The organism is Paenibacillus athensensis, assembly GCF_004514475.2.
Classification (GTDB): Bacteria; Bacillota; Bacilli; order Paenibacillales; family NBRC-103111; genus Paenibacillus_AL; species Paenibacillus_AL athensensis.
The window spans coordinates 1-24,679 of the sequence record NZ_MYFO02000017.1; the positions used below are offsets into that span (position 1 = coordinate 1).

At 56.5% G+C, this 24,679-nt stretch carries 19 protein-coding genes and 1 pseudogene; all 20 read left to right on the forward strand.

The annotated features are described in order from the left end of the window. Window positions 1-780, forward strand: a pseudogene (locus tag B5M42_RS22605) (hypothetical protein); the annotation flags it as partial. A 14-nt stretch (window positions 781-794) separates the two neighbouring features. Continuing rightward, a complete protein-coding gene (locus B5M42_RS22610) occupies window positions 795-1,412 on the forward strand; it encodes a pentapeptide repeat-containing protein (protein WP_134756235.1) in 618 nt (205 codons plus the stop codon). 506 nt (window positions 1,413-1,918) lie between these two features. Further along, window positions 1,919-2,398, forward strand: a complete 480-nt coding sequence (locus B5M42_RS22615; RefSeq protein WP_134756233.1) for a MarR family transcriptional regulator — start codon at window positions 1,919-1,921, stop codon at window positions 2,396-2,398. Between the two features lie 145 nt (window positions 2,399-2,543). After that, a complete protein-coding gene (locus tag B5M42_RS22620) occupies window positions 2,544-3,791 on the forward strand; it encodes an MFS transporter (RefSeq protein ID WP_134756232.1) in 1,248 nt (415 codons plus the stop codon). A 212-nt stretch (window positions 3,792-4,003) separates the two neighbouring features. After that, window positions 4,004-5,149: a DUF4349 domain-containing protein gene (locus tag B5M42_RS22625; RefSeq protein WP_167690193.1), complete on the forward strand. Its 1,146-nt coding sequence runs from the start codon at window positions 4,004-4,006 to the stop codon at window positions 5,147-5,149. 116 nt (window positions 5,150-5,265) lie between these two features. After that, window positions 5,266-5,703 (forward strand): division/cell wall cluster transcriptional repressor MraZ, encoded by a 438-nt coding sequence (gene mraZ / locus B5M42_RS22630; protein ID WP_134756228.1) that lies wholly within the window; start codon window positions 5,266-5,268, stop codon window positions 5,701-5,703. A 60-nt stretch (window positions 5,704-5,763) separates the two neighbouring features. Continuing rightward, on the forward strand, window positions 5,764-6,714 hold the full coding sequence (gene rsmH / locus B5M42_RS22635; RefSeq protein ID WP_134756226.1) for a 16S rRNA (cytosine(1402)-N(4))-methyltransferase RsmH: 951 nt from the start codon (window positions 5,764-5,766) through the stop codon (window positions 6,712-6,714). A 21-nt stretch (window positions 6,715-6,735) separates the two neighbouring features. Then, on the forward strand, window positions 6,736-7,167 hold the full coding sequence (gene ftsL2, locus B5M42_RS22640; RefSeq protein WP_134756224.1) for a cell division protein FtsL: 432 nt from the start codon (window positions 6,736-6,738) through the stop codon (window positions 7,165-7,167). A 14-nt stretch (window positions 7,168-7,181) separates the two neighbouring features. Continuing rightward, window positions 7,182-9,437, forward strand: coding sequence for a penicillin-binding transpeptidase domain-containing protein (locus tag B5M42_RS22645; protein ID WP_134756222.1), 2,256 nt, complete (start codon window positions 7,182-7,184; stop codon window positions 9,435-9,437). 89 nt (window positions 9,438-9,526) lie between these two features. After that, window positions 9,527-11,464: a stage V sporulation protein D gene (locus tag B5M42_RS22650; protein WP_134756220.1), complete on the forward strand. Its 1,938-nt coding sequence runs from the start codon at window positions 9,527-9,529 to the stop codon at window positions 11,462-11,464. 108 nt (window positions 11,465-11,572) lie between these two features. Beyond that, on the forward strand, window positions 11,573-13,060 hold the full coding sequence (locus tag B5M42_RS22655; protein ID WP_134756218.1) for a UDP-N-acetylmuramoyl-L-alanyl-D-glutamate--2,6-diaminopimelate ligase: 1,488 nt from the start codon (window positions 11,573-11,575) through the stop codon (window positions 13,058-13,060). Then, window positions 13,057-14,451: a UDP-N-acetylmuramoyl-tripeptide--D-alanyl-D-alanine ligase gene (locus B5M42_RS22660; RefSeq protein WP_134756216.1), complete on the forward strand. Its 1,395-nt coding sequence runs from the start codon at window positions 13,057-13,059 to the stop codon at window positions 14,449-14,451. Before B5M42_RS22655 ends, B5M42_RS22660 begins: the two co-directional genes overlap by 4 nt. 178 nt (window positions 14,452-14,629) lie before the next feature. After that, window positions 14,630-15,565 (forward strand): phospho-N-acetylmuramoyl-pentapeptide-transferase, encoded by a 936-nt coding sequence (mraY, locus tag B5M42_RS22665; protein WP_230633154.1) that lies wholly within the window; start codon window positions 14,630-14,632, stop codon window positions 15,563-15,565. A 3-nt stretch (window positions 15,566-15,568) separates the two neighbouring features. Continuing rightward, window positions 15,569-16,963, forward strand: a complete 1,395-nt coding sequence (gene murD / locus B5M42_RS22670) for a UDP-N-acetylmuramoyl-L-alanine--D-glutamate ligase (protein WP_134756212.1) — start codon at window positions 15,569-15,571, stop codon at window positions 16,961-16,963. Between the two features lie 62 nt (window positions 16,964-17,025). Beyond that, window positions 17,026-18,123, forward strand: coding sequence for a stage V sporulation protein E (spoVE, locus tag B5M42_RS22675; RefSeq protein WP_134756210.1), 1,098 nt, complete (start codon window positions 17,026-17,028; stop codon window positions 18,121-18,123). A gap of 6 nt (window positions 18,124-18,129) precedes the next feature. After that, a complete protein-coding gene (locus B5M42_RS22680; protein ID WP_134756208.1) occupies window positions 18,130-19,197 on the forward strand; it encodes an undecaprenyldiphospho-muramoylpentapeptide beta-N-acetylglucosaminyltransferase in 1,068 nt (355 codons plus the stop codon). 198 nt (window positions 19,198-19,395) lie between these two features. After that, window positions 19,396-20,301: a UDP-N-acetylmuramate dehydrogenase gene (gene murB, locus B5M42_RS22685; protein WP_134756207.1), complete on the forward strand. Its 906-nt coding sequence runs from the start codon at window positions 19,396-19,398 to the stop codon at window positions 20,299-20,301. Between the two features lie 15 nt (window positions 20,302-20,316). Then, on the forward strand, window positions 20,317-21,585 hold the full coding sequence (murA, locus tag B5M42_RS22690; protein WP_134756205.1) for a UDP-N-acetylglucosamine 1-carboxyvinyltransferase: 1,269 nt from the start codon (window positions 20,317-20,319) through the stop codon (window positions 21,583-21,585). 669 nt (window positions 21,586-22,254) lie between these two features. Continuing rightward, window positions 22,255-23,151, forward strand: coding sequence for a cell division protein FtsQ/DivIB (locus tag B5M42_RS22695; RefSeq protein WP_230633147.1), 897 nt, complete (start codon window positions 22,255-22,257; stop codon window positions 23,149-23,151). A 234-nt stretch (window positions 23,152-23,385) separates the two neighbouring features. Beyond that, window positions 23,386-24,642 carry a cell division protein FtsA gene (ftsA, locus tag B5M42_RS22700; protein ID WP_134756203.1) on the forward strand — a complete coding sequence of 419 codons (1,257 nt, stop codon included), beginning with the start codon at window positions 23,386-23,388 and terminating at the stop codon, window positions 24,640-24,642. Window positions 24,643-24,679: the final 37 nt, after the last annotated feature.

Genomic DNA, 24,679 nt, shown 5'->3' on the forward strand with positions numbered 1-24,679 from the left:
CAAGATGCGCTGCAAACGATGAAGCAAAAGGCAGCGGAAGGACAGGAGATGTGGCAAGGCATCAAGCAAAGCTTTTCGGATAAGAAGGAGCAGTTTGCACAAGGCGATCCGAACAAGAAAGCGGATATGCTGGGCTTTGGTGTAGAGCAGGTGGCGGAGTTTTTTGTGGGCGCGGCAGAGGTAAAAAGTCTTTTGGCAGCGAGAAAAGCGGCGATGGAAGCGGCCATGCTGCGGAGCAGGGTCATCGCCAATATTGAGCAGAACTGGACGATTCGTGAAGCGTCGCGTATTGACGAGTATTTGCTGAACGAGCGGAAGCTGATGGAGGACCTGGCTGCGAAAAGGGCGGCTGAGGGGACGGGTTATACTGGTGGTAGAACTCAAAAAGAGTTAGATGATTTAGCAGGCGATCCTTCACATGGAGGGGCGATTAGAGAGCAAGGAATTAAAGAAAGGGAAATTGGTTTAGATTTGGAAAAACAAGGGAAATTAGGAAGGGTTGTTAGAGATCCTCAGGGAGATGGGGGAGCTGAATTTATTGATACCACTTCGGGGCTTAAATGGGATGTTAAAAGCTTCGAATCCTACCCTAATGGTCATACATCTCCCAAAAAGGGAGCATTTACTGTAGAAAATGGAATGAAATCCATTAATAAAGAACTTTCAAAAGGTTACAACGTGATTGTGGACACGAGAAACTTAATTCCGGAGCAAATTGACCAGCTACGAGAGGCCATACAAAAAGCAGGAATAATTGATAGAATTATTTGGTATTCCTAGACAGGAGGTTGACGATGACAGTAGTTAATTTTAATCAAATTATTGAGAAATTAGAATCACATCAGACTTGGGTTGACAGCCTTGGAATCCAAGGTGAAAAATTGAACCTAGATGAAGTTGACTTGCGAAATGTTGACTTGTCGAAATACACTTTAAATCAATCGTCGATTACGGGTTGTATTTTTGATGGTATAGATTTGCAGAATAAAGATATTTCTTCTGCGATACTCTGCTCTTCGAGTTTCAAATTCGCTAATTTAGAAGGTTCTGATTTTTGTAAATCTAATGTATCTTATGCAGATTATACGAATGCAAATATTAAATGTGCGAGATTGGCTGATTGTGAATGTGTTGAATCGGTGTTTGCTAAAGCAAATTTTTCAGATGCAAATCTAGTAGCTGCTCTTTTTGATGAAACAGATTTTCGAGAAGCGACCTTAAATAATGCAGACGTGAGATTAGCAACATTCGAAGGAGTCATGTTAAAGGGGGCACGATTGGCAGGGCTTCGAGGGCTAAACGAAGCTTTCATAAAGAGTATTAATATTGGCACTATTGAAGACCCGATTATGCTTAGAGATGAAGAAGCACGACAATGGCTTTTAGACCAAGCGACGGGTGAGCAGGATTAGACGTCGGATTTTGATTTTATCCAGTGCCGAATGAACTCATCATTCAATCAATAACACATCTAACCCAATGTAACACCCGTATAAAATTTTTCGATTTTGGTTTTACGAGCATCAAATGGGGCGTTCAAAAAGGGATTGCACTATAAGAAAGAACCCAAAAATGACCTCGAAATTCACAGATATGTGTAGAGAGGTCATTTTTTAGGGGTATTTTGCTACTCCAAGTGGGGCTCAAAAAATCAAAAATTGACTTTTCGGAGAGCCCCTATTCCGATCCGCGAAGCAGGTCGATTATGGTCAGAGACCACCCTGATTGATCTGTTTTTGTTTTGGGAAGGTCAGAAGGTGTAAATGGACGTTGCATGATCTTGTAAAAAATACTGTTGTTGGCCTTTTTTTCCCGCCCCTCGCCTTACTGACGCCCAACATCCTGCCACCCCTCTTGAAATTACCCCGGAAATTGAAAATAATAAAGAAGAGGCAGCAAACGCGTGGGAGGACGGGTAATGAACAAGGAGGATCAAGTCGTCAAGCGTTTCCGGGAATTATTTAACAAGCTGGCGTGGTTGAACAAATTGACGATGGAAGAACGTCTCAAGGGGCACAAGCCCTCGGAGGTGCATTGCATGGAATACATCGGCAACCACTCCGATGCCAATGTGACCAGGCTGGCGGAGTCCTTGTATATGACCCGAAGCGCCATTAGTAAAATTACCAAGAAGCTTCTGGAAAAAGGTTTGATTGAAAGCTTTCAGAAGCCGGAGAACAAGAAAGAAATTTATTTCAGGCTTACGGAGCAAGGGAAAGCGGTCAGCCAGCTCCACGATGAGCTGCACCGGCAGTTTCGACAACGGGACCAAGCTGTCTTCGAGCAGGTGACGGAGGAGCAGTTCGACAGTATGCTTCGCTTTATGGAAACGTATGATCGGCATTTGGATCAAGAAATCAAGAAGCAGGGACTAGATATTCAAACGGAATCGATCTAAAAAAGGACAACGAAATCGCGGGCAGCCAGGCTCTTCATGAGACCAGGCTGCTTTTTTATTGTCGATATTTTGTTGACGAGGAAACAAAGTGATCGTACAATGATTTTGTTTCCTTGGAATCAAAAAAACTCGAAGGAGGAAGCCCATGTTTAAATGGAATTCGCGTCGGCCGGCTCCCACCGAACATAGCGTAGACAAAAAAGCTTTATTTTTCGGGCTGGTATCCGTATTTTTATGCGGGCTCGGCTTCAGTATTATCGCACCTGTCGTTCCATTCCTTGTCCAGCCTTACACCGACAATCCGGCACAGCAGGCGATGATGGTGACGCTGCTGACGGCTGTGTATGCGGTTTGCGTATTTTTTGCGGCACCTGTGCTGGGCGCTTTGAGCGACAAGTTCGGCCGTCGTCCCTTGCTGCTGATCTGCTTGACGGGTTCGGCGGTTGGATACTTCGTTTTTGGCATCGGAGGAGCTTTATGGGTGCTGTTTGCCGGACGCATACTGGAAGGTGTGACAGGTGGGAGCATCGGCACAATTTTTGCTTATTTCGCCGACCTGATCCCGCCCGCGCAGCGAACCCGGTATTTCGGATGGGTGAGCGCACTCGTCGGCGCAGGCACGGTGATTGGCCCATCTTTGGGCGGACTGCTGGCCAAGCTGGGATACGCAACGCCGATGTATGTGGGCGCAGCCGTTACTTTGTTGAATGTCGGCTTCGGCCTTCTTTACATGCCGGAGAGTCTGGACAAACGTCAACGTTTGCAGCAAATCACGCTGGCGAGGCTGAACCCGTTCCTCCAGCTAGTCCGCTTGCTTTCTATGAAAAGCTTGAAAAGATTGCTGATTTCCGCCTTCTTGCTATGGATTCCCAGCGGCTCGCTGCAAGCGATTTTTTCCCAATTTACGCTGGATACGTTCAGTTGGCAGCCTACGTTGATCGGTCTGATGTTTTCCATGATGGGGATTCAGGATATTCTGGCCCAAGGCTTGATCATGCCGAGGCTGTTGCTCAGGTATGCCGACAAACGGATTGCTATGCTTGGCATGGCTGCTGAGCTGGTCGGTTACGGATGGATTGCAGCTTCGGCGCTGTTTCGTTATGATCTGTTTTTAATTGTCGGGATGTTCATATTCGGTTTCGGCGATGCAATCTATGGACCTTCATTCAACGGCATGCTCTCCAAGTCTGTCGATGCCAGTGAACAAGGCAGGGTTCAAGGAGGCAGTCAGTCGATTCAGGCACTGGCGAGAATGATCGGACCTATCGTCGGCGGCCAAATCTATGTAGCGCTCGGTCACGCTACTCCGGCGCTCATGGGGGTGCTGCTGCTCGCAGCAGCGATGCTCGTTTTGTCCAAAAGACCCCGTGTTGATCGGCAAGCAGGAGCTTGAAACACGTGCTCGGCCAAGCTCATCGCTGGCCTAACTGCTGGCGAATCGTTCCGTCTGCGGCTGCTGCGCAGAATATGCCGTGCGCAGCGCCATCAGACGAGAGGAGCGTGTTTTGCCCTAAATACATTTCTTTGGCTGTCGTATGCAACATTCGTCGTCGAGGCTCCGTCAAAAGGAGGTAACACCTAAATTTGGCAATGGGGGCTGAAGGTATGGGGGACAAAGAGAAAAAAATCAGGCTGCAGCGTCGAAGAGCTACGCTGACGGCACTGGTTGCGCTGATGCTGCTGACCGCAGGCTGCGGCGCGCGTTCGAGCGACAGTGCAGCGGAAAGCAAAGCGGCTGCGCCGGTAGCCGATCACATGACGGATAGCGCGGCATTTTCGGCCAAACAAAGCGATTCGGTAGCCTACACGGCGGTGGACGACCAGTACGCTCGAAACGAAGCGCTGGTGAAAGCGAGTGCGGACGGTACAGCCGCTGCGGCAGCGCAGCAGCAGCCCTCGACAAGCGGCTCAGTCATGGCGGCAACCGGGGCGGAAGCGGCAGACGGCTTCAACCGCAAGCTGATTTACAAAGCGAACCTCGTCATGCCCGTAGCGGACTACGACAAGGCGCAAACCGAGCTGCGCGATTTGGTGGCCCTCAGCGGCGCTTACATTCTCCAGTTTTCCGAAAGCGTAGAGTCGAAGGCGCGCAGCGGCAATTATACGATCAAGGTGGCAGCCAACGGCTTCGTTCCGCTGTTAGACGGCTTGGCCAAAATCAGTCCGGCGCTCAAGCGCAATGTGAACGGGCAGGACGTTACCGAGGAATACGTCGATCTGGAATCCCGTTTGAAGGCGAAGCAAGCGGTGGAAGCGCGGCTGCTTTCTTTTATGGACAAAGCGACGAAAACCGATGATTTGCTGGCCTTCTCAAATGAACTGGCCCGGGTGCAGCAGGAAATTGAGCAGTTAAAGGGCCGGATGCGTTATCTGGATCAAAATGTGGCGTATTCGACGGTTGAACTGCGTTTGTATGAGCAGATCGGCTCGAAGCCGTTGTTATCCGATCCGAATGAAACGTCGCTTGGCGAACGCATCGAGCGGGCCTGGCATTCCAGCCTGAACGTGCTGACCGTCGTGCTGCAGGGCTTGCTGGTGGTATTGGCGGCTGCGCTGCCTGTACTTGCGCTCGCTGCGGTTGTCTGCGTTCCACTGTTTGTCGTGCGCAAACGCCGTCGCAGCCGGATGCTGGAAACACGGCGCGAGCGTCAGGAGCAGAATGCAGCCCTCGTCGAATCGGCGGAAACCGGCGCGATGCAAGCCAATCAGCCGGATCTGGCGGCCAAATCCGAACAATCCGAAGAAAATTGAAAAAAATTTTCAGAAATCCTGTGAGCCTTTGCAGGATTTCTTTTTGTTTTGGCGAATTACCTTTTCTAAAGTGGTGGAAAGTGGCACAAAGTGGAGGAAAGGGGGGGCGCCGTGCTATGTTTATGGGAGAACACCAGCATAGCATCGACGAAAAAGGCCGTTTGATTATTCCGGCCCGGTTTCGTGAAGCGCTCGGCGAAGCTTTTGTGATCACACGCGGTCTCGATCAGTGTTTGTTTGTGTATCCCCGCAAGGAATGGGAGATACTGGAGCAGAAGCTGAAGGCGCTGCCGCTGATGAAATCGGACGCACGCGCGTTCACCCGGTTTTTTTTCTCGGGTGCGGCTGAATGCGATCTGGACAAACAGGGGAGGGTGAATATCCCGGGCAATTTGGTGGAGCATGCGAAGCTGGAGAAGGATTGCGTTGTCATCGGCGTTTCAAGCCGCGTCGAGATTTGGAGCAAAAGCGTCTGGGAAAGCTATTCGAATGAATCCGAGCAGTCGTTTAACGAGATTGCGGAAAAGCTTGTGGATTTTGACTTTGACTTGTAGACCGTGTACCCGTCGGCTCGGCCGGCGGCATTTTCATGAAAATTCGGGAGGACCCGCACGTTGTTTCATCATGTTACCGTTTTAAAAGAAGAATCTGTCGATGGACTGCATATACAACCGGACGGCGTTTATGTCGATTGTACGCTCGGCGGCGCCGGCCATAGCGCGTTGATCGCTTCCCGGCTCGGGGAGCAGGGGCTGCTGATTGCGCTCGATCAGGACGATACGGCACTGGCGAATGCCAAATCGGTGCTGGCGTCCTATGGTGACCGCGTCATGACGGTCAAAAGTAATTTTCGCGAATTGGAGCAGGTGCTCCTGAGCATTCCGCGCGCTTGCCGCGACGGCAAGCCGCAGGTTAACGGCATTTTATTCGACCTGGGCGTGTCGTCGCCGCAGCTGGATGAAGCCGAGCGCGGCTTCAGCTACCATCAGGAGGCCGAGCTGGACATGCGGATGGACCGGACGTCGGAGCTGACTGCGAAGACCATTGTCAATGAATGGCCGGCTGAGCGCATCGCGCGCATTTTATATGAATATGGGGAAGAGAAGTTTTCCCGCCGTATCGCTTCGGTCATTGAAGCGGCCCGGAGCAAGCAACCGATTGAGACGACCGCCGAATTGGTCGAGCTGATCAAGGAAGGCATTCCGGCCCCTGCACGCAGGACGGGCGGACACCCGGCCAAGCGCAGCTTTCAGGCATTGCGCATAGCTGTTAACGACGAGCTTGGCGCCTTTGAAACGGCGCTGGAGCAGTCCATCCGCTGTCTTGCTCCGGGGGGGCGGGTCGCGGTGATCACCTTCCACTCACTGGAAGACCGCATCTGTAAAACAACCTTTGCCAAATATCTGGCCAAATGTACATGCCCGCCTGATTTCCCGCTGTGCGTGTGCGGCAATCAAGGCACATTGAAGCTCATTAACCGCAAGCCGATCGTTGCCGGCGGCGAGGAATTGGAAGCCAACCAGCGCTCCCGCTCCGCCAAGCTGCGCATCGCCGAAAAGCTTTGATCCGAAGGAGGAACATGACGAATGCCCGCTTACATCCAAGGCAACCTGGCGCTTGATCCCAAGACGAAACCGAAGGTTAAAATCAAAGAAACGACAAAGGTCGTATACCGCAGCAAATCGCTGCCCGTGCAGGAAAAAATGCTCTATTTGTTCACCGTCGTGCTTTGCGTTATCGTTGCCGGTGTCATCATCTGGCGTTATGCGCAAATCTATGAAATGAACGCTAATATTTTGCGGATGCAAAAAGAAATCAGCCAAATTCAAGCCGAAAACAGCGCGCTTAAACAAGAGGTTGAGAAGCTGCAAAGTGCCGAAACGCTCAAGCAAAAAGCCGCAGAGCTTGGACTGGGTCCCGCCGATGAGGAGCAGTCGGCCAAGCAAGCGGGTTCTTCGACAGCCTCCACGAAAACGAAAACGTCTACCGCCAGCAACAAAGTGGCGATCAACCACTAGGCAGGCAGACTCCGATGATAAAAAAAATTAAAGCTCGTTCGCTGCTAATTGGAGGGATTTTTACCCTTCTTTTTGTTGTGCTCATTGTCAAAATCTACTGGATTCAAGTCGTCGACGCTTCATGGCTGCTGAACCGGGCCGAGCAGGTATGGGAAACGGATAAAATCCTCACGCCGGTGCGCGGCTCCATCGTCGACCGTAACGACAAGGTGCTTGCGGTCGATGCCGCTGCTTATACCGTATCGTTGAATCCGAAGATCATCGACGCGGACCGGAACGCCGAAGCGATTGTGCAAGGGCTGACCGATATATTGCTGGAGCCGGGCGGCAATCGTTCCGAGTTGGTCGACAAGCTGCGTGACCGGGCTACGCGGAAGAAGGATGACGGCGATTTTGCCGTCAATGTGGAAATCCGCAACGAAGGCTGGAAAATCGATAAGGAAAAAGCGGACAAGGTCCGCGAGCTGATTGCCAGCATTCAGGATCAGTTCAAGCTCAAAGGCAATGTCGGCATCGCCTTGAGCGAGGACAAGAAGCGGTATTACCCCGGCGAGACGCTGGCGGCGCATCTGCTCGGCTACTCGAATAAAGAGGGCCAGCCGGCTCTCGGGCTGGAGCTGCGCCTTGACGACTACTTGAAGGGCGTTCCCGGCAAAATGAATTACGAAACCGACGCCAAAGGGGTCGAATTGCCCGATTCCAAGGTCGATTTCGTGCCGGCGCAGGACGGCAACAATGTGCGGCTGACCATTGATAAAAACATCCAGTTCTACATCGAAAGCGCGTTGGCCAAAGCCTATGACAAGTGGCACCCGAAAAGCCTCATGGCGATCGCTGTCGATCCGATGACGATGGAGGTGCTCGGCATGGCCAACATGCCGAACTTCAATCCGAACAAGTACTGGGAAACGGGCGATCAGGGCAATTTCCTGAATCGGGCGGTCGCCTCGCAATACGAGCCCGGCTCGACGTTCAAAATTGTCACGCTGACCGGCGCCGTGCAGGAAAACCTGTTCAAGCCCAACGACCTCTACCAGTCCGGCTCGATCAAGGTGCCAGGCCGCACGCTGCATGACCATAACTTTGTCGGCTGGGGACGCATTACATTTCTGGAGGGGCTCAAGCGCTCCAGTAACGTGGCGTTCGTCAAGCTGGGCTACGAAATGCTCGGCAACGACAAGCTGCGCAGCTATATTGACAAGTTCGGCTTCGGCGCCAAAACGAATATCGACATCGCCGGCGAAGTGCCCGGCATTATTGATATGAAATACCCGGCCGAATATGCGACCGCAACGTACGGTCAGGGCAAGGTCGTGGTGACCGCGATCCAGCAAACCGCGGCGTATGCCGCGATCGCCAACGGCGGCAAGCTGATGTGGCCGCATGTCGTCAAGGACATTCTCGATCCGAAAACCGGCCAGGTCGTCCAGTCCTTCCCGCCGCAGGTCGTGCGCCAGATTGTTCCGGCCTCAACGGCCAAGCAGGTGACTGAATATCTGGAGCAGGTAGTCGCGGACCAAGAGATTGGCACGGGCAAAAAAGCATATATCGAAGGCTATCGCGTCGCCGGCAAAACCGGCACGGCCAACATCGTTATCGATCCGAAAAAGGGCTACGCCCCTGACCAGTGGGTCGTGTCGTTTATCGGCTATGCGCCGGCGGAAAATCCGCGTATTCTCGTTACGCTGATTGCCGACCAGCCGGACCTGGGCGGCAACTACCATCTTGGCGGCGACGTGGTCGCTCCGGCGTTCAAGGAAATTGTCTCGCAGTCGCTGCAATACATGGGCGTGCCTTCCAGCGAGCAGAAAACAGTGCTGATGAGCGCGCCGTCCTCCAAGCTGACCGTGCCGGACTTGACCGGCAAGGGCACGGACGAGGCCAAAAATATCGCTAAAATCGCCGAGCTGAACCTGGATTTTATCGGCAAGGGACCTAAGGTGATCGCCCAGTTTCCGAAGCCTGGCACGCAAGTGACGGCGTCGCAGCATATTTATGTCGCGATGCAGGACGTTGCGGCGCTGGATATGCCGAATATGAGCGGCAAGTCGTTGCGCGATGCGCTGGAGGTCTGTTCGTTCCTGCGCGTGACGTGCCAAAGCAGCGGCGAAGGGTATGTCACACAAATGAACGTATCCGGCGACGGCGCGGACCGCATGGTCCAGCTGCAGTTGCATCCGCTCAGCGAAGCGGTGGAGATGGACCCGGCAGACAGCGCTGCGAAAGGCGGCGGCGCCGATGGCGCCGGCAAGGACAAAAAAAACGAGTGACAAGCTGAGCTTGTTCTATCCCCTGTTTGTCCCGAATAGTCATGAAAAGGAACGATCTTGACTGGTTGGGGAAGGGGGAACGAACGCCGATGCGGGTTTCGAATGTAACCGTTCGTCGCCGATTGTTTGTTGCGTTGATGATAGGAACGTTTGTTTTTATGGCGTTGATCGTGCGGCTGGCCTATGTGCAGCTGTGGATCGGGCCCGAATTGGCCGGCAAGGCCGAAGCGAGCTGGAGGAGGGATATCCCGTTTGCGCCCAAGCGCGGGGAGATTCTCGACCGCAACGGCGTAGCGCTGACCTACAACGTCAGTACGCCGTCGATTATGGCGATTCCTGTGCAGCTGACCGACGCCCGCGCCGAAGCGGCCAAGCTGGCTGAGGTGCTGGGAGCGTCGGAGGATGACATTTTCAAGCAGATTACGAAAAAAGAACGGATCAACCGCATCCAGCCGGCCGGCCGTAAAGTGACGGTGGAAAAGGCGCAGGAGGTGCGGGCGCTCAATCTGCCCGGCATCGTCGTATCGGAGGATAACAAGCGTTATTATCCATTCGGGACGCTGGCGGCGCATGTGCTCGGCTTTACCGGCATCGACAATCAGGGGCTGACCGGCGTCGAATCGAAATACAACAGCGAGCTGACAGGCATTCCGGGCAGCATTTCCTACATGGCCGACGCTGCCGGACGGCAGATGAAGGGGACCACGGACGAATATGTGGAGCCCAAGGACGGGCTGAACCTGCAGCTGACGATCGACAGCCACATCCAGTCGATTCTCGAACGGGAGCTCGATCAGGCAATGGTCAAGTACCAAGCCAAGGACGTCATTGCGATTGCGATGGACCCCAATAACGGAGAAATTCTGGCATTGGGCAGCCGGCCGACTTACGAGCCGGGCAATTTCCGCAATTATCCGGTCGAAACGTATAACCGCAACCTGCCGATCTGGATGACCTACGAGCCCGGTTCGACGTTCAAAATCATAACGCTTGCCGCTGCGCTCGAAGAGAAGAAGGTCGATTTGAAAAACGAGCAGTTTTTCGATCCGGGTTATATCGAAGTCGGCGGTGCGCGCCTGCGCTGCTGGAAACGCGGAGGCCACGGCAGCGAAACGTTCCTGCAAGTGGTCGAAAACTCCTGCAACCCCGGCTTCGTCGTGCTTGGGCAGCGGCTCGGCAAGGATACGCTGTTTGATTACATTTATAAATTCGGCTTCGGCAAAAAAACCGGCATCGACCTTGGCGGCGAAGAAAACGGCATCATGTTCAAGCCGTCCCGCGTCGGCCCGGTCGAGCTGGCGACGACAGCGTTTGGTCAAGGCGTCTCGGTAACGCCGATTCAACAGGTCGCGGCCGTGTCGGCAGCCGTCAATGGCGGCAAGCTGTTCAAGCCGCATGTCGCCAGAGCGTTCTCCAAGCCCGATACGGGGGAGATCATCAATACCGTCCAGCCGGAGCTGGTGCGCAACGTCATTTCTGAAGCGACCTCCCAGCAGGTGCGCGAAGCGCTGGAAAGCGTCGTGGCCAAAGGGACCGGACGCAATGCGTTCATCGACGGCTACCGCGTCGGCGGCAAGACAGGCACGGCGCAAAAGGTCATCAACGGCCGCTATTCCGCCGACGAGCACATCGTTTCGTTCATCGGCTTTGCGCCGGCCGACAATCCCAAGCTGGTCGTCTATGCGGCCGTTGACGATCCGAAAGGTCTGCAATTCGGCGGTTTGATTGCTGCGCCGCTGGTTAAGAATATTATGGCGGACGCGCTGCGCTATATGAAGGTCGAACCCAGCAAGGACCAGCTGGAACGCGATTACCGCTACGGCGAAACGCCGATCGTCGAGGTGCCGAATCTCGTCGGCGCTACGGTCGAGGACATTTATGAAGATTTGAACATGAACTTCAATCTGGCCAAGTCGGGAAGCGGCAAATATGTCATCAGCCAGGCGCCCAAGCCGGGTACGCGAGTGGATCGCGGCTCGACCATTCGCATCTTTTTGTCCGATTCGGAGCCGCCGGAGGGGCAATAAGCAAAAAATCATTAAGCTTGAGACATGTTTTGCTTTTCTCTGCGCATAAAATTGTCCATAATAGACACAATTGGGCTTTTGCCGATTTACTTACAAGGGGGGATGTTCATGAAGCTGCAGGAGCTTGCCTCATCGTTGCTGATCAGCCGCATTCACGGCGACAGTGGCACGGAGGTGACGGGAATCCAGTTTGACTCCCGCATGGTACGGCCGGGCGATCTGTTTCTTTGCATTCCCGGACTGGTTGCCGATGGCCACGATTTTGCACCCAAGGCGGTCGAGGCGGGAGCGGCGGCGCTGGTCACCGAGCGGGTGCTGGCGCTGGACGTGCCGCAGCTCGTCGTCAAGGACGCGCGTTATGCGATGGCGGTGCTCGCCGCACATTTTTACGGCTATCCGGGCCAGGAGATGAAGATGATCGGGGTGACCGGCACGAACGGAAAAACAACCTCGACTTATTTAATTGAAAAAATACTCAGCGATCAGGGCTTCCGCACCGGCATGATGGGCACGATCCAGATGAAGATCGGCGACGTCTACACGGAGATGGAGCGCACGACGCTGGAAGCGCTCGATTTGCAGCGTCATTTGCGCGATATGCGCGACGCCGGCGCCGAGTATTGCGTCATGGAGGTGTCCAGCCATGCGCTGGAGCTGGGACGGGTGAAGGGCGTCCATTTCCGCACGGGCATTTTTACGAATCTGACGCAGGATCATCTCGATTACCACGGCACGATGGAGAATTACCGGGCAGCCAAGGGGCTTCTGTTCTCGCGTCTGGGCAACGATTTCCATGCCGATCCGGCCAAACGGCAGTATGCCGTACTGAACGCCGACGATCCGGCGTCGGAGCTGTATGCCCGCGTGACGTCGGCCCAGGTGATCACGTACGGTATTTATAACGAATGCGATGTGCGCGCAACCGATATTCACATCTCGGCGCAGGGCACGCGATTTCGCGTCGTGACGTTTGCGGGCGAAGCGGAGTTTTCGATGAAGCTGGTCGGCAAGTTTAATGTCTACAACGCGCTGGGGGCGATTGCCTCAACTTTGGCCGAAGGCGTTCCGCTTGACCGCATCCGGCATAGTCTGGAAGGTGTGACGGTTGTGAACGGACGGATGGAGGTTGTCGATGCGGGCCAGCCTTATCTGGTGCTGGTCGATTATGCCCATACGCCGGACGGGTTGGAGAATGCCTTGACGACGATCCGCGACTTCGCCGAAGGTCAGGTGTACACTGTGTTCGGCTGCGGCGGCGACCGCGACCGTACGAAGCGGCCGCTGATGGGCAAGGTGACGGCGACGTACAGCGATTACTTGTTCGTCACCTCGGACAATCCGCGGACGGAGGATCCGGCGGCGATTTTGCAGGATATCGTCCCCGGCATTGTCGAAGCGGGGCTTGCGCCGGATCGCTACGAGCTGATCGTCGACCGCACGGAAGCGATACGCAAGGCGCTGGCCAAGGCCGGTCCGCAGGACGTTGTGCTGATTGCCGGCAAAGGCCATGAAACGTATCAAATTATCGGCAAGGTCAAGCACGATTATGACGATCGTCTGGTTGCCCGGGCCGCAATAGAAGGAGCCAAGCGATGATCAGCCGTTCTTTACAGGATATTCGCGCGATGTTGGGCGAGGAAGCGGTCGGCTTGGCCGGCAGCGAAGACGCGGCGGTTGCGATTGCCGGCGTTTCGACCGATACGCGGACGATTGCGGCCGGCTGCCTGTTCGTGCCGCTCGTCGGCGAGACGTTCGACGGTCACGCCTACGCCGCCGAAGCTGCGGCCCGCGGTGCGGCGGCTGCGTTGTGGCAGGACGATCGGCCGCATCCGCCGGAAGATTTGCCGCTGATTCGCGTTCGCGACACGCTCGCTGCGCTGCAGCAGCTGGCCCGCGCGTACCGGCTTCAGCTGCCGGTGAAGCTGATTGGTATTACAGGGAGCAACGGCAAGACGACGACGAAGGATCTCGTTGCGGCTGCGCTGTCCGGCACGTACCGCGTGCACAAGACGAAGGGCAACCTGAATAATCATATCGGGCTGCCGCTAACCTTGCTGCAGCTGGAGGAGACGACCGAATTTGCCGTCGTGGAGATGGGCATGAGCGGATACGGGGAAATCGAGCTGCTGTCGAACATTGCCCTGCCGGACATCGCCATCATTACGATGATCGGCGAGTCGCATATGCTGCAGCTTGGCTCGCGCGAGGGCATCGCCCGCGCCAAGGCGGAAATCGCCGCCGGGCTGCCGGACGGAGCGCTGTTTATTTACAACGGCGACGAGCCGTTGATTGAAGGCGCGCTCGCTGAGCGCGAGCTGCCGCCGGGCTTGAGGCGGCTGCGCTTCGGCCGGGGACCGGATAACGATCTGTATCCGACGCGGATCGAGCTGGCGGCCGAAGGCACGTTTTTTGCTGTGAATGCGCCGGAATATCCCCAGCTGTATATTCCGCTGCTCGGCGAGCACAACGTCGTCAACGCGCTGGCGGCGATTGCCGTCGCCGACGCTTGCGGCGTGCCGCCGGAGTCATCTGCAGCGGGTCTTGCGACGCTGCAGATGACCAGCATGCGCATCGAAAAGCTGACGGCCCCTTCGGGGCTGACCGTGCTCAACGATGCGTACAACGCCAGCCCGGCATCGATGCGGGCTGCCTTGGCCTTGGCCGGACAGCTGACCGGCTACGGCCGCAAATTCGTCGTGCTCGGCGATATGCTCGAGCTCGGAGACCGGGAAGACGCGTTTCACCGCGAGATCGGCGATAGTTTGTCGCCGGATCGCGTCGATTACGTCTTCACGTTCGGGCGGCTCGGCGCGCTGATCGCCGAAGCGGCGGCCCCGGCTTACGCGCCGGGTCGCGTGCGCGCCTTCGACGACAAGGAGCGCCTTGCCGCCGAGCTGGCCGCGCTCGTCCGCGACGATGACGTCGTGCTCGTCAAGGGCTCGCGCGGCATGCGGCTGGAGCAGGTCGTGCAGGCGCTGCTGCGCTAACGGCCGCCGCAGGCCGCGTCAGCAGACGCGGTCTGCCGACGGCGGTGCAGCAGGCCAGCGGGCGCAAATCGCCGGCGCATAGGGCGGGCAGACCGGCCGTGCGGCCAGCGCAAGATCAATGGAACCCGGCGATATGCGGGCAGGAGGAAATCAGGTGGAAAACGCAATTTTATTTACAATGGGCGTAGCGTTCGTGCTCGCGCTGATCATGGGGCCGCTGTTCATTCCGATTTTGCGGCGGATGAAATTCGGCCAGCAAATTCGCACCGACGGCCCGCAGGGCCATTTGAAAAAACAAGGCACGCCGACAATGGGCGGCACGATCATTTTGCTGGCGCTGGCGCTTGCCGCCTTGCGGTTTGCCGACAAAAACACCGATCTGCTGATCCTGCTGATCGCGTCGCTCGGCTACGGACTCGTCGGCTTTCTCGACGATTACATCAAAATCGTCTTCAAACGCTCGCTCGGCCTGACCGCCCGGCAAAAGCTGCTCGGCCAGCTGGTCGTCTCTGCGGTCGTCTGCTTCCTGCTCGTGCGGGAAGGGCACAGCACGGAGCTGTTTCTGCCGTTTGCCGATTTCAAATTCAATCTCGGCTGGCTGTATTTTCCGCTGATGACGATTCTTATGCTCGGCGCGTCCAATGCCGTCAATTTCACCGACGGTCTCGACGGCCTGCTGGCCGGGACGAGCGCAATCGCGTTCGGCGCGTATACGGTCATTGCGATGAACAATACGCAGCCGACAGCAGCGATTTTCTCGGCGGCGATGGTCGGCGCAGTGCTTGGCTTTCTCGTCTTTAACGCGCATCCGGCCAAGGTGTTCATGGGCGATACCGGCTCGCTCGGGATTGGAGGCGGACTGGTCGCGGTGGCGATTCTGACCAAGGCCGAGCTGCTGCTGGCGGTGATCGGCGGGGTCTTTTTGATCGAAATTTTATCCGTCGTCATCCAGGTCGTATCGTTCAAAACCCGGGGCAAGCGCGTGTTCAAGATGAGCCCGATCCATCATCATTTTGAGCTGGTCGGCTGGTCGGAATGGCGCGTGGTCATTACGTTCTGGGCGGCGGGGCTCGTGCTGGCGGCGCTTGGATTATATATGAATGAGGTGTTGTAGAGGATGAAGGAGCCGCGGGAGTATCGTGGACAGGAAATAGTCATTCTCGGCTTGGCCCGCAGCGGTGTCGCGGTCGCCAAGCTGTTTCACGAGTGGGGAGCAATCGTCACCGTCAACGATAAAAAAGAACGCAGCGCATGCCCTGAAGCCGACGAACTGGAGGCTCTGGGTATTTCTGTTGTTTGCGGGTTTCACCCGAGCTCGCTCGTCCATCCGGGCGTGGCGCTCGTGGTGAAAAATCCCGGCATCCCCTATACGGTGGAGCCGATTCGCCGGGCGGAAGAGCTCGGCATTCCCGTAGTGACCGAGGTAGAAGTCGCGTACCGTTTTTGCGCTGCGCCGATCATCGGGATTACCGGCTCCAACGGCAAAACGACGACGACGACGCTGATCGGTCAAATGCTGGCCGCAGGCAACCTGTCGCCAATCGTGGCCGGCAATATCGGCCGTGCTTTGACCGAGGCGGCGCTGGAGGCGAGTGCTAGCGACTGGATGGTCGTCGAGCTGAGCAGCTTCCAGCTCAAGGGTACGTTGACCTTCCGTCCGCGCATTGCGCTGCTGCTGAACGTCTATGAGACACATCTGGATTATCACGGCACGATGGACGACTATGTCGGCTCCAAGGCGAAGCTGTTTGCCAACCAGCAGGAGCAGGATACGGCGATTGTCAACTGGGACGATGCGGCGTGCCGGGCGCTTGTGCCGCAGCTCAAGGCGCAGGTGCTGCCGTTTTCGATGCGGGAGGCGCTGCCGTTCGGCGTTTATCTTGAGGCGGACACGCAGACGCTCGTCTACCGCGACCGAGAAGGGGCGCTGCATCCGATTCTGCCGGCGTCCGAAATGGGCATTCCCGGCAGCTACAACGTCGAGAACGCGCTGGCTGCCGCTGCCGCTGCTTTGACCGCCGGCGTGTCGCCGCAAGCGATAGCCGGCGTGCTGCGCGCTTTCCGAGGCGTGGAGCACCGGCTGGAGCTCGTGCGCGAGCTGGACGGCGTGACCTTTTACAACAATTCGAAAGCAACGAATCCCGCCGCTTCCATCAAGTCGATTGAGGCGTTCGATACGGGCATTGTGCTGATTGCCGGCGGGCTCGACCGCGGGTCCGATTACATGGAGCTGCTGCCGATTTTCCGCGAGCGGGTGAAGGGGCTGGTCACGCTGGGCGAAACGCGCGGCAAAATCAACCGCGTTGCCGAGCTGGCGGGGATTACTTCCGTCAAAACCGTCGATACTGCTAAGGATGCTGCGGACGCAGTAGCCCAAGCCGTGCAGCTTGCCCTTGCGATCAGCGAACCGGGCGATATCGTGCTGCTGTCGCCGGCGTGTGCCAGCTGGGACATGTTCGAGTCCTACGAGATTCGGGGACGCATGTTTAAGGAGTCCGTGCATAACCTTTAAGTAGGGTGTCATCCAAGCTGTCCGGAGGGCGCCACAACACTTTACGTCAAGAGGTGTCGGTTATGGGTAAAGCGCGGTCCGCGCCGGACATTTGGATCATCGTTTCCACCTTGTTGCTTTTAACGATCGGAGTTATTATGGTGTATAGCGCCAGCGCCGTGCTCGCCTTCCATGAGTTCGGAGATTCCCTGTACTACTTGAAACGGCAGCTGTTGTTTGCTGCGCTGGGCATCGTGGCAATGTTTTTTATGATGAATGTCGACTATACCGTTTGGAAAAAGCATGCCCGCATCGGCCTGTTCATCTGTTTCGGCTTGCTGGTCATCGTGCTGATTCCGGGCATTGGCGTCGTCCGCGGGGGAGCCCGCAGCTGGCTCGGGATCGGTTCGTTCGGCATTCAGCCTTCGGAGTTCATGAAGATCGGGATGATTTTGTTTCTGGCCAAAATGTTATCCGAGCAGCAGAGTAAAATTACGCTGTTCACTAGCGGCCTGCTGCCCCCGCTGGGCATTATGGGACTGGCCTTCGGCATGATCATGCTCCAGCCGGACCTTGGCACGGGCGTCGTGCTTGTCGGCGCGTCGCTCTTGATCATCTACACCTCGGGCGCGCGCCTGCTGCATCTGAGCTATCTGGGCATGGTCGGGCTGGCCGGCTTTGTCGGGCTGATCATTGCCGCTCCGTACCGGCTGCAGCGGATCACCGCTTTCCTTGATCCGTGGAAGGATCCGCTTGGCGCAGGCTACCAGGCGATTCAGTCGCTGTATGCGATTGGTCCCGGCGGGCTGGTCGGACTGGGTCTCGGGATGAGCCGGCAGAAATACAGCTATTTGCCAGAGCCGCAGACCGATTTTATTTTCTCTATCATCGCCGAGGAGCTGGGCTTTATCGGCGGCGCGCTTGTGCTGCTGCTGTTTACGATTCTCGTCTGGCGTGGGATGCGCGTGGCGATTACCGCTCCCGACACATTTGGCAGCCTGATCGCAGTCGGCATCATCGGCATGATCGCGGTGCAGGTGATTATCAATATCGGTGTGGTCATCGGCATGTTTCCGGTGACGGGCATCACGCTGCCGCTCATTAGCGCGGGAGGCTCGTCGCTGACACTGATGCTGACGTCAATTGGACTTTTACTTAACATATCCCGCTATTCGAGGTGAACAGGCATGAAAACGATCGTCTTTACCGGAGGCGGCACGGCCGGTCATGTAACGCCCAACCTGGCGCTGATTGCCAAGCTGCAGGACGAGGGCTGGGACATCCGCTATATCGGCTCGGCCGCCGGGATTGAAAAAGAGATTATTGAGCGCGAGCAGATTCCGTTTTATCCGATTTCGTCCGGGAAGCTGCGCCGTTATTTCGATTTAAAAAACTTCAAGGACCCTTTTCGCGTGCTGAAAGGGGTCTACGATTCGTACCGCCTGCTGCGCCGCCTCAAGCCCGCCATCGTCTTTTCGAAGGGCGGGTTCGTTTCCGTCCCGGTCGTATTTGGCAGCCGGCTTAACCGGATTCCCGTCATTATTCATGAGTCTGACATAACGCCGGGCCTGGCGAATCGCTTGTCGATCCCTATGGCGACCAAGGTATGCGTGACGTTCCCCGAATCGCTCGCCCACGTGCAGAGCGACAAGGCCGTGCTCACCGGGCTGCCGATCCGCAACCGGCTGATGGACGGCAACGCCAGCCGGGGGCGGGCGCTGTGCGATTTCCACAGCGGCAAGCCTGTCGTGCTCGTCATGGGCGGCAGCCTTGGCTCGCAAGCGATCAATCAGGCGCTGCGCGACGAGCTGCCCCGGCTACTGGAGCATTTCCAGATCGTCCATCTGTGCGGCAAAGGCAATGTGTCCGCAGCGCACGCCGTTCGCGGCTACAAGCAGTTCGAATACGTCTCCGATGAGCTGGCCGATTTGCTGGCGATGTCGGAGCTGGTTGTATCCCGCGCCGGAGCGACGTCGATCTTTGAGTTTCTCGCGCTGCAAAAGCCGATGCTGCTCATCCCGCTGACGTTGGCGGCCAGCCGGGGCGATCAGATTTTGAACGCCCGCTCGTTCGCCAAAGCCGGCTATGCCGACGTGCTGGAGGAAGAAGCGCTTGACGGTGGCGTTTTGGCCGCACGCCTCGAAGCGCTTTATGCAGCGCGCGAGCAGTATCGCACGGCGATGAGCGCGCAACTGAGCGCAGACGCCACCTCGGCCATCGTTGACCTGATCGAAAAATACCGTCTCCACGCCTGACTGGCGACAAAAGCGGGCGGGCATCAGTCACACTCTTTCCGATTTTACATAAACTACACTATAACCGTGACAGACACCCAAGGCAGCGCACGGCAGTCGGCCGCTCAGGCCCGAGCCGCGCGCCGGGAAACGATTCCTCAAACGCCATCCGGCAGAGGAGGAACGCGATCCGCCCGAAGTTCTGTGAAGGAGGTTCCCATGCAGCAGCTCATATCTGACTTACAAGCGGCACAGGTCGGAGAAATCCGATTGAACGAAAAGCTGGCCCCTTATACGACATGGAAAATCGGCGGTCCTGCCGATCTCCTGATCGTCCCCGTCAGCAAGGAAGCGATTGCGGCGTCCATCCGCATTCTCGTCCGGCACCAAGTCCCGTGGACGGTCATTGGACGCGGCTCCAATCTGCTTGTCGCCGACAAGGGGATTCGTGGAGCAGTCATCAAGCTGGGCGACACGCTTGAGACCTTGCGTTTCGATGGCACTACCGTCTATGCAGGCGCTTCGTATTCGTTCATCAAGCTGTCCGTGCTGGCCGCCAAGGCAGGTTTGACGGGCCTGGAGTTTGCCGGAGGCATTCCCGGCTCCGTGGGAGGCGCCGTTTACATGAACGCGGGGGCTCATGGCTCTGACGTGTCACGCATACTCAAGCAGGCTGAAGTGATTCTCGATTCCGGAGAAATCGTCACGATGCAAGCAGACGACCTGCGCTATGCGTATCGCCATTCCGTTCTGCATACGCTGCCGGGTATCGTCACCGAGGCGGTGTTCGAGCTGGTCGAAGGCGACCGCAAGGAAATCGCCGGCGCGATGGCGGCCTACCGCGATCGCCGGCTGCGCACGCAGCCGCTGCAGCTGGCCTGTGCAGGCAGCGTCTTCCGCAATCCGCAAGGCGGCTTTGCCGCCAAGCTGATCGAAGAAGCGGGCCTGAAGGGCAAGCGTGTCGGCGGCGCGGAGGTCTCCGAGCTGCACGCCAATTTCATCGTGAATACCGGGAACGCTACAGCCGTGGACGTTCTCACCCTCATCGAAGAGATCCAGCAAATCGTGCTCGACAAGTACGGCATCTCGCTGGTTCCGGAGGTATTGGTGGTGGGTGAGAGGTAAATCGGAGGTGGAACTTTGGAGAAGCTGGTTATCGAAGGTGGAAAACCTCTCACGGGAGCCATCCAGATACACGGCGCAAAAAACGCCGCATTACCGATCTTGGCAGCTTGCATCCTGGCCAGCGGCACACACACGTTGCACAATGTCCCCAATCTGCTCGACATCGAGACGATGCTGCGGATTCTCCGCGCACTCGGCTGTCGCGCCGAACAGGTAAACGACACAGTCACCCTGCAAACATCCACAGCTCATTCCTCTCATATCCCGGAAGAATTGATGGGACAAATGCGATCCTCGATCTTTCTGATGGGCCCGCTCCTTGCCAGATTCGGCAGCGTTACCGTATATCAGCCGGGCGGCTGCGCGATCGGCGAACGCAAAATCGACCTGCACCTGAAAGGACTTCAAGCTCTAGGGGCTCAGATTGAAGAGTCCGCCAATCAAATCGTTTGTACCGCCGATACCTTGCAGGGCGCGGAAATCGTGCTGGATTTTCCGAGCGTAGGCGCTACGGAAAACATCATGATGGCCGCTGTCCGCGCCGAAGGGGTCACCACCATCTACAATGCGGCCCGCGAGCCGGAAATTCAGGATTTGCAAAACTTTTTGAACGCAATGGGCGCGGATATTATCGGCGCAGGTACGGACACGATTACGATTCGCGGCGTGAAGGAGCTAACCTCTGGCGCGTACCGGATCATTCCCGATCGCATCGTGGCCGGCACGTTTCTGGTTGCGGCTGCGGCGACCCGGGGCAACGTCACGCTGGAGCGAGTCAACCCTGCCCACCTGACCTCGGTGATTCATGTGCTCAAACGCGCAGGTGTTCAAATCGTAACGGACGGTGATATAATACATGTAAGCTGTCCGACGCGCCCCAAAGCGGTAGAGCGAATCGTGACTTCGCCGCATCCGGCATTTCCGACCGATCTGCAATCGCAGGTGATGGTGCTGCTGTCGCTGGCCGACGGGCTGAGCGTGATGAAAGAAACGATCTTTGAAGGCCGCTTCAAGCATGTCGATGAGCTTTCCCGCATGGGTGCGGACATTCGCGTCGACTTGAGCTCCGCTTTTATTCGCGGCGTTCCGCGGTTGTATGGAGCGACGGTGGAGGCAACCGACCTGCGGGCCGGAGCGGCGCTTGTTATCGCCGGTCTCGCTGCGCACGGCACGACGATTGTGCAGCAAATTCATCATATCGACCGCGGCTACGACCGGATCGAGATGATGTTAAGCCGGCTGGGCGCTTCGGTTCACCGGCAGCTGCCCGTTCCAAGCGAGTAACGGACCTTTGATGAAGCCCCGCCTTCCCTTCCTGCCCGCTGCAGGAGGGGATTCCGGGTTTGGCCCGGGCTATACCCGGTGAACGCAAGACAAACGGTTCAAGGCGTTCAACCTTGAAAGACTCCGACAGGAGTTTTTCTTGTGTCCGCCCGGTTGTGGACAAGCCCGTCGGCTGGTCGTCGCGCCGGACGGATCCCGGCAGGCCGCGCTGCCGGCTGTCTGTGAACCGCAATCGGGCAGCCGCTGCAAGCTGCCCCTTCCCCGGACCTCCGTCTACATGCGGTCCAGGTTGTGACCGCGTCAGCGCTTTTTCGGGATTTTTCGATATTTTTCTTCTATTATATAGGTCTAAATGTGCAACCGTTTGATCTTGTGAAAATAGTTCTTGCGAAGCATTTCCTAATGAAAAAACTCCTGCTAGAATTTCACAAACTCATCTTGTGCGAAACATGCCCTGCTGGGCCTCCTCCTGCGTTGGTTGCAAAAAGGCCATGCTTCCGTTCGCCGGCAGGCCGGAGCAAATCTGGCAGCGGCTGCGCTTGACTGGCCGGAGCAGCTTGCCGCCGTCGCCGCGGGTCTAGCTGCGCGATGGATTTGTTCAGTAAAAGTTGATTGGCGCAAAGTTAAAGCGCCATCTTCCAAAGTTATTTTCTATGAGGTGATACCCAAGTGCCCGACGATTTGAAGATGCCGGCTCTTCCCAAGCCCAAGCCGCGCGCTCGGGCGAGCCGCAAGCTGCTGGCGTTCCTGTTCCTGTTTTTCATCACACTGCTTGTCATCCTGTTCTTTCAATCCTCGTTGAGCCGTGTCAGCGTCATTCAGGTCGAGGGCAACGATCTGCTGGACGCGGAGTCGATCCGCCAAGCGGCGGGGCTGAAGGAGGGAGACCGCTTTTTCGCCATCGGCGGCTCGGATATCGCCGCGCGGGTCAAGTCGCTGAAGATGGTGCAGGATGTGGAAGTGACGAAGCATTTTCCCGGTCAAGTGCACATTCAGGTCAAGGAATTCCCCAAGGTGGCGTTCCAGTTGACGCCGGAGGGCAAGACCGAAGCCGTGCTCGCCGACGGTGCGGTTGTGGAGCTGCCATCCGGCGATTTCCCGCTGGATAAGCCGATTCTAACCGGCTGGTCGGACAGCGATCCGAATAAAGCGGCGCTCTGTCAGGTGCTCGGCGAGCTGCCGGCGAGCGCGCTGGCCGATATTTCGGAGATTAAGCCCGATCCGTCCGAATCGTATCCCGATAAAATCAAAATGTACACGCGCTCGCAATACGAGGTGTACACGACGATTGCTTATCTTCCGGACAAAATCGATAATTTGCCGGCCTACATTGCCAGTCTGCAAGAGAATCACGTCGACGGCGGCGTGATCCGGATGCTGGAGGTCGACAATCACGCTCCGTTTGAAATGAGCGACGACCCCGGGGCGTCCGGCAGCAAAGACAACGCGGCTGCAAGCAGCGGCGCGAAGGACGCGGTCAAACCGGCCGGCAAGCAGGGCGATTCGGCCCAAGCCTCCGGCAAGACCGCTTCGGGCGAAACGCCTGCCGACGCGGCCGGAGAATAAACGTTTGCATGGTTTACAAAAAAGCAAAATGGACTACTCAACCGCCAAAATTAATGTTAAAATTGGTTTTATGGTTATTTTGAGCCTCTTTTGCACATAGACGCACCATTGGATCGATTTTTACGTATAAAAAAATTGTAGAAAAAAGAGGGAATGTGGCTATTGTGTTGAATATGTACAAGGGCATGTGTGGACAACTCAAATTTTTACCAATTTACAGGAGGTGCCAAGGGCTTGAGCAACAATGACATCATTGTTAGTTTGGACATCGGTACATCCAAGGTTCGTGCTATTATTGGGGAAGTTGTCAACGGAACCATTAATATAATTGGAGTAGGATCTGCCGACTCTGAAGGCATTCGCAAAGGCGCGATCGTGGACATTGACCAGACGGTGAACTCCATCCGCAGTGCCGTCGATCACGCGGAACGGATGGTAGGCGTACAAATTTCCGAGGTGTTTGTCGGCATTACCGGCAATCACATCGCGCTGCAGACGAGCCACGGCGTTGTCGCCGTCTCGAACGAGGATCGGGAAATCGGCGAGGAGGACATCGATCGCGTCATCCAGGCCGCCCGGGTTATTGCGTTGCCTCCAGAGCGTGAGATTATCGGAGTCGTGCCAAAGCAATATTTGGTGGACGGGCAGGAAGGCATTAACGATCCGCGCGGGATGATCGGCGTTCGTCTGGAAGTCGACGCGACGATTATTACCGGCGCCAAGACAGGCATACATAATTTGATTCGGGTTGTGGAAAAATCCGAACTAAAGGTAGCGGGCCTGATCTTGATGTCGCTTGCGGCAGGCCAGCTGGTGCTGTCCAAGGACGAGAAAATGATCGGAACGGTGCTGGTCGACATCGGCGCAGGCGCGACGACGCTGGCCGTATTCGAGCAGGGCAACATGGTGGCGACTTCGACCATTCCGATTGGCGGGGAGTACATCAGCAATGACATCGCGATTGGACTACGCACGCAGATGGAGATTGCCGAACGCATCAAGCTCAAATTCGGCTGTGCTTCGATTCAGGACGCAGCGCCCGACCAGGTGTTCAAGGTGACGCGCATCGGCAGCAACGTGGACAAGGAGTTCTCTCAGGTCGATCTGGCGAACATCGTCGAGCCGCGGGTGCAGGAGATTTTCCAGCTGATTCGCAGCGAGGTCCATCGTCTGGGATACGGCGATTTGACCGGAGGCTACGTGCTGGCCGGCGGCACCGTCATGATGCCGGGCATGCTGGCGGTAGCCCAGGAAGAGCTGGCGACGTCAGTACGCATCGCCGTGCCGGATTTCATCGGCGTGCGCGACCCGTCTTTTACGAACGGCGTAGGCATTATTCAGTTCGTGTCCAAATATTTGAAAGCCCGGCAGGCTGGCGCAAGCTTCACCAAGAAAACAGCGGCCAAATCCTCAAGTAAAAAAACCTCCGGCGGCAGTAACAAAACAGGTTTGCTGGAGAGGCTCAAAAACTTTTTCAGCGAATTTATTTAAGCCGTTCAGGCTTGAGGATCAACGCAGGATCGAACAA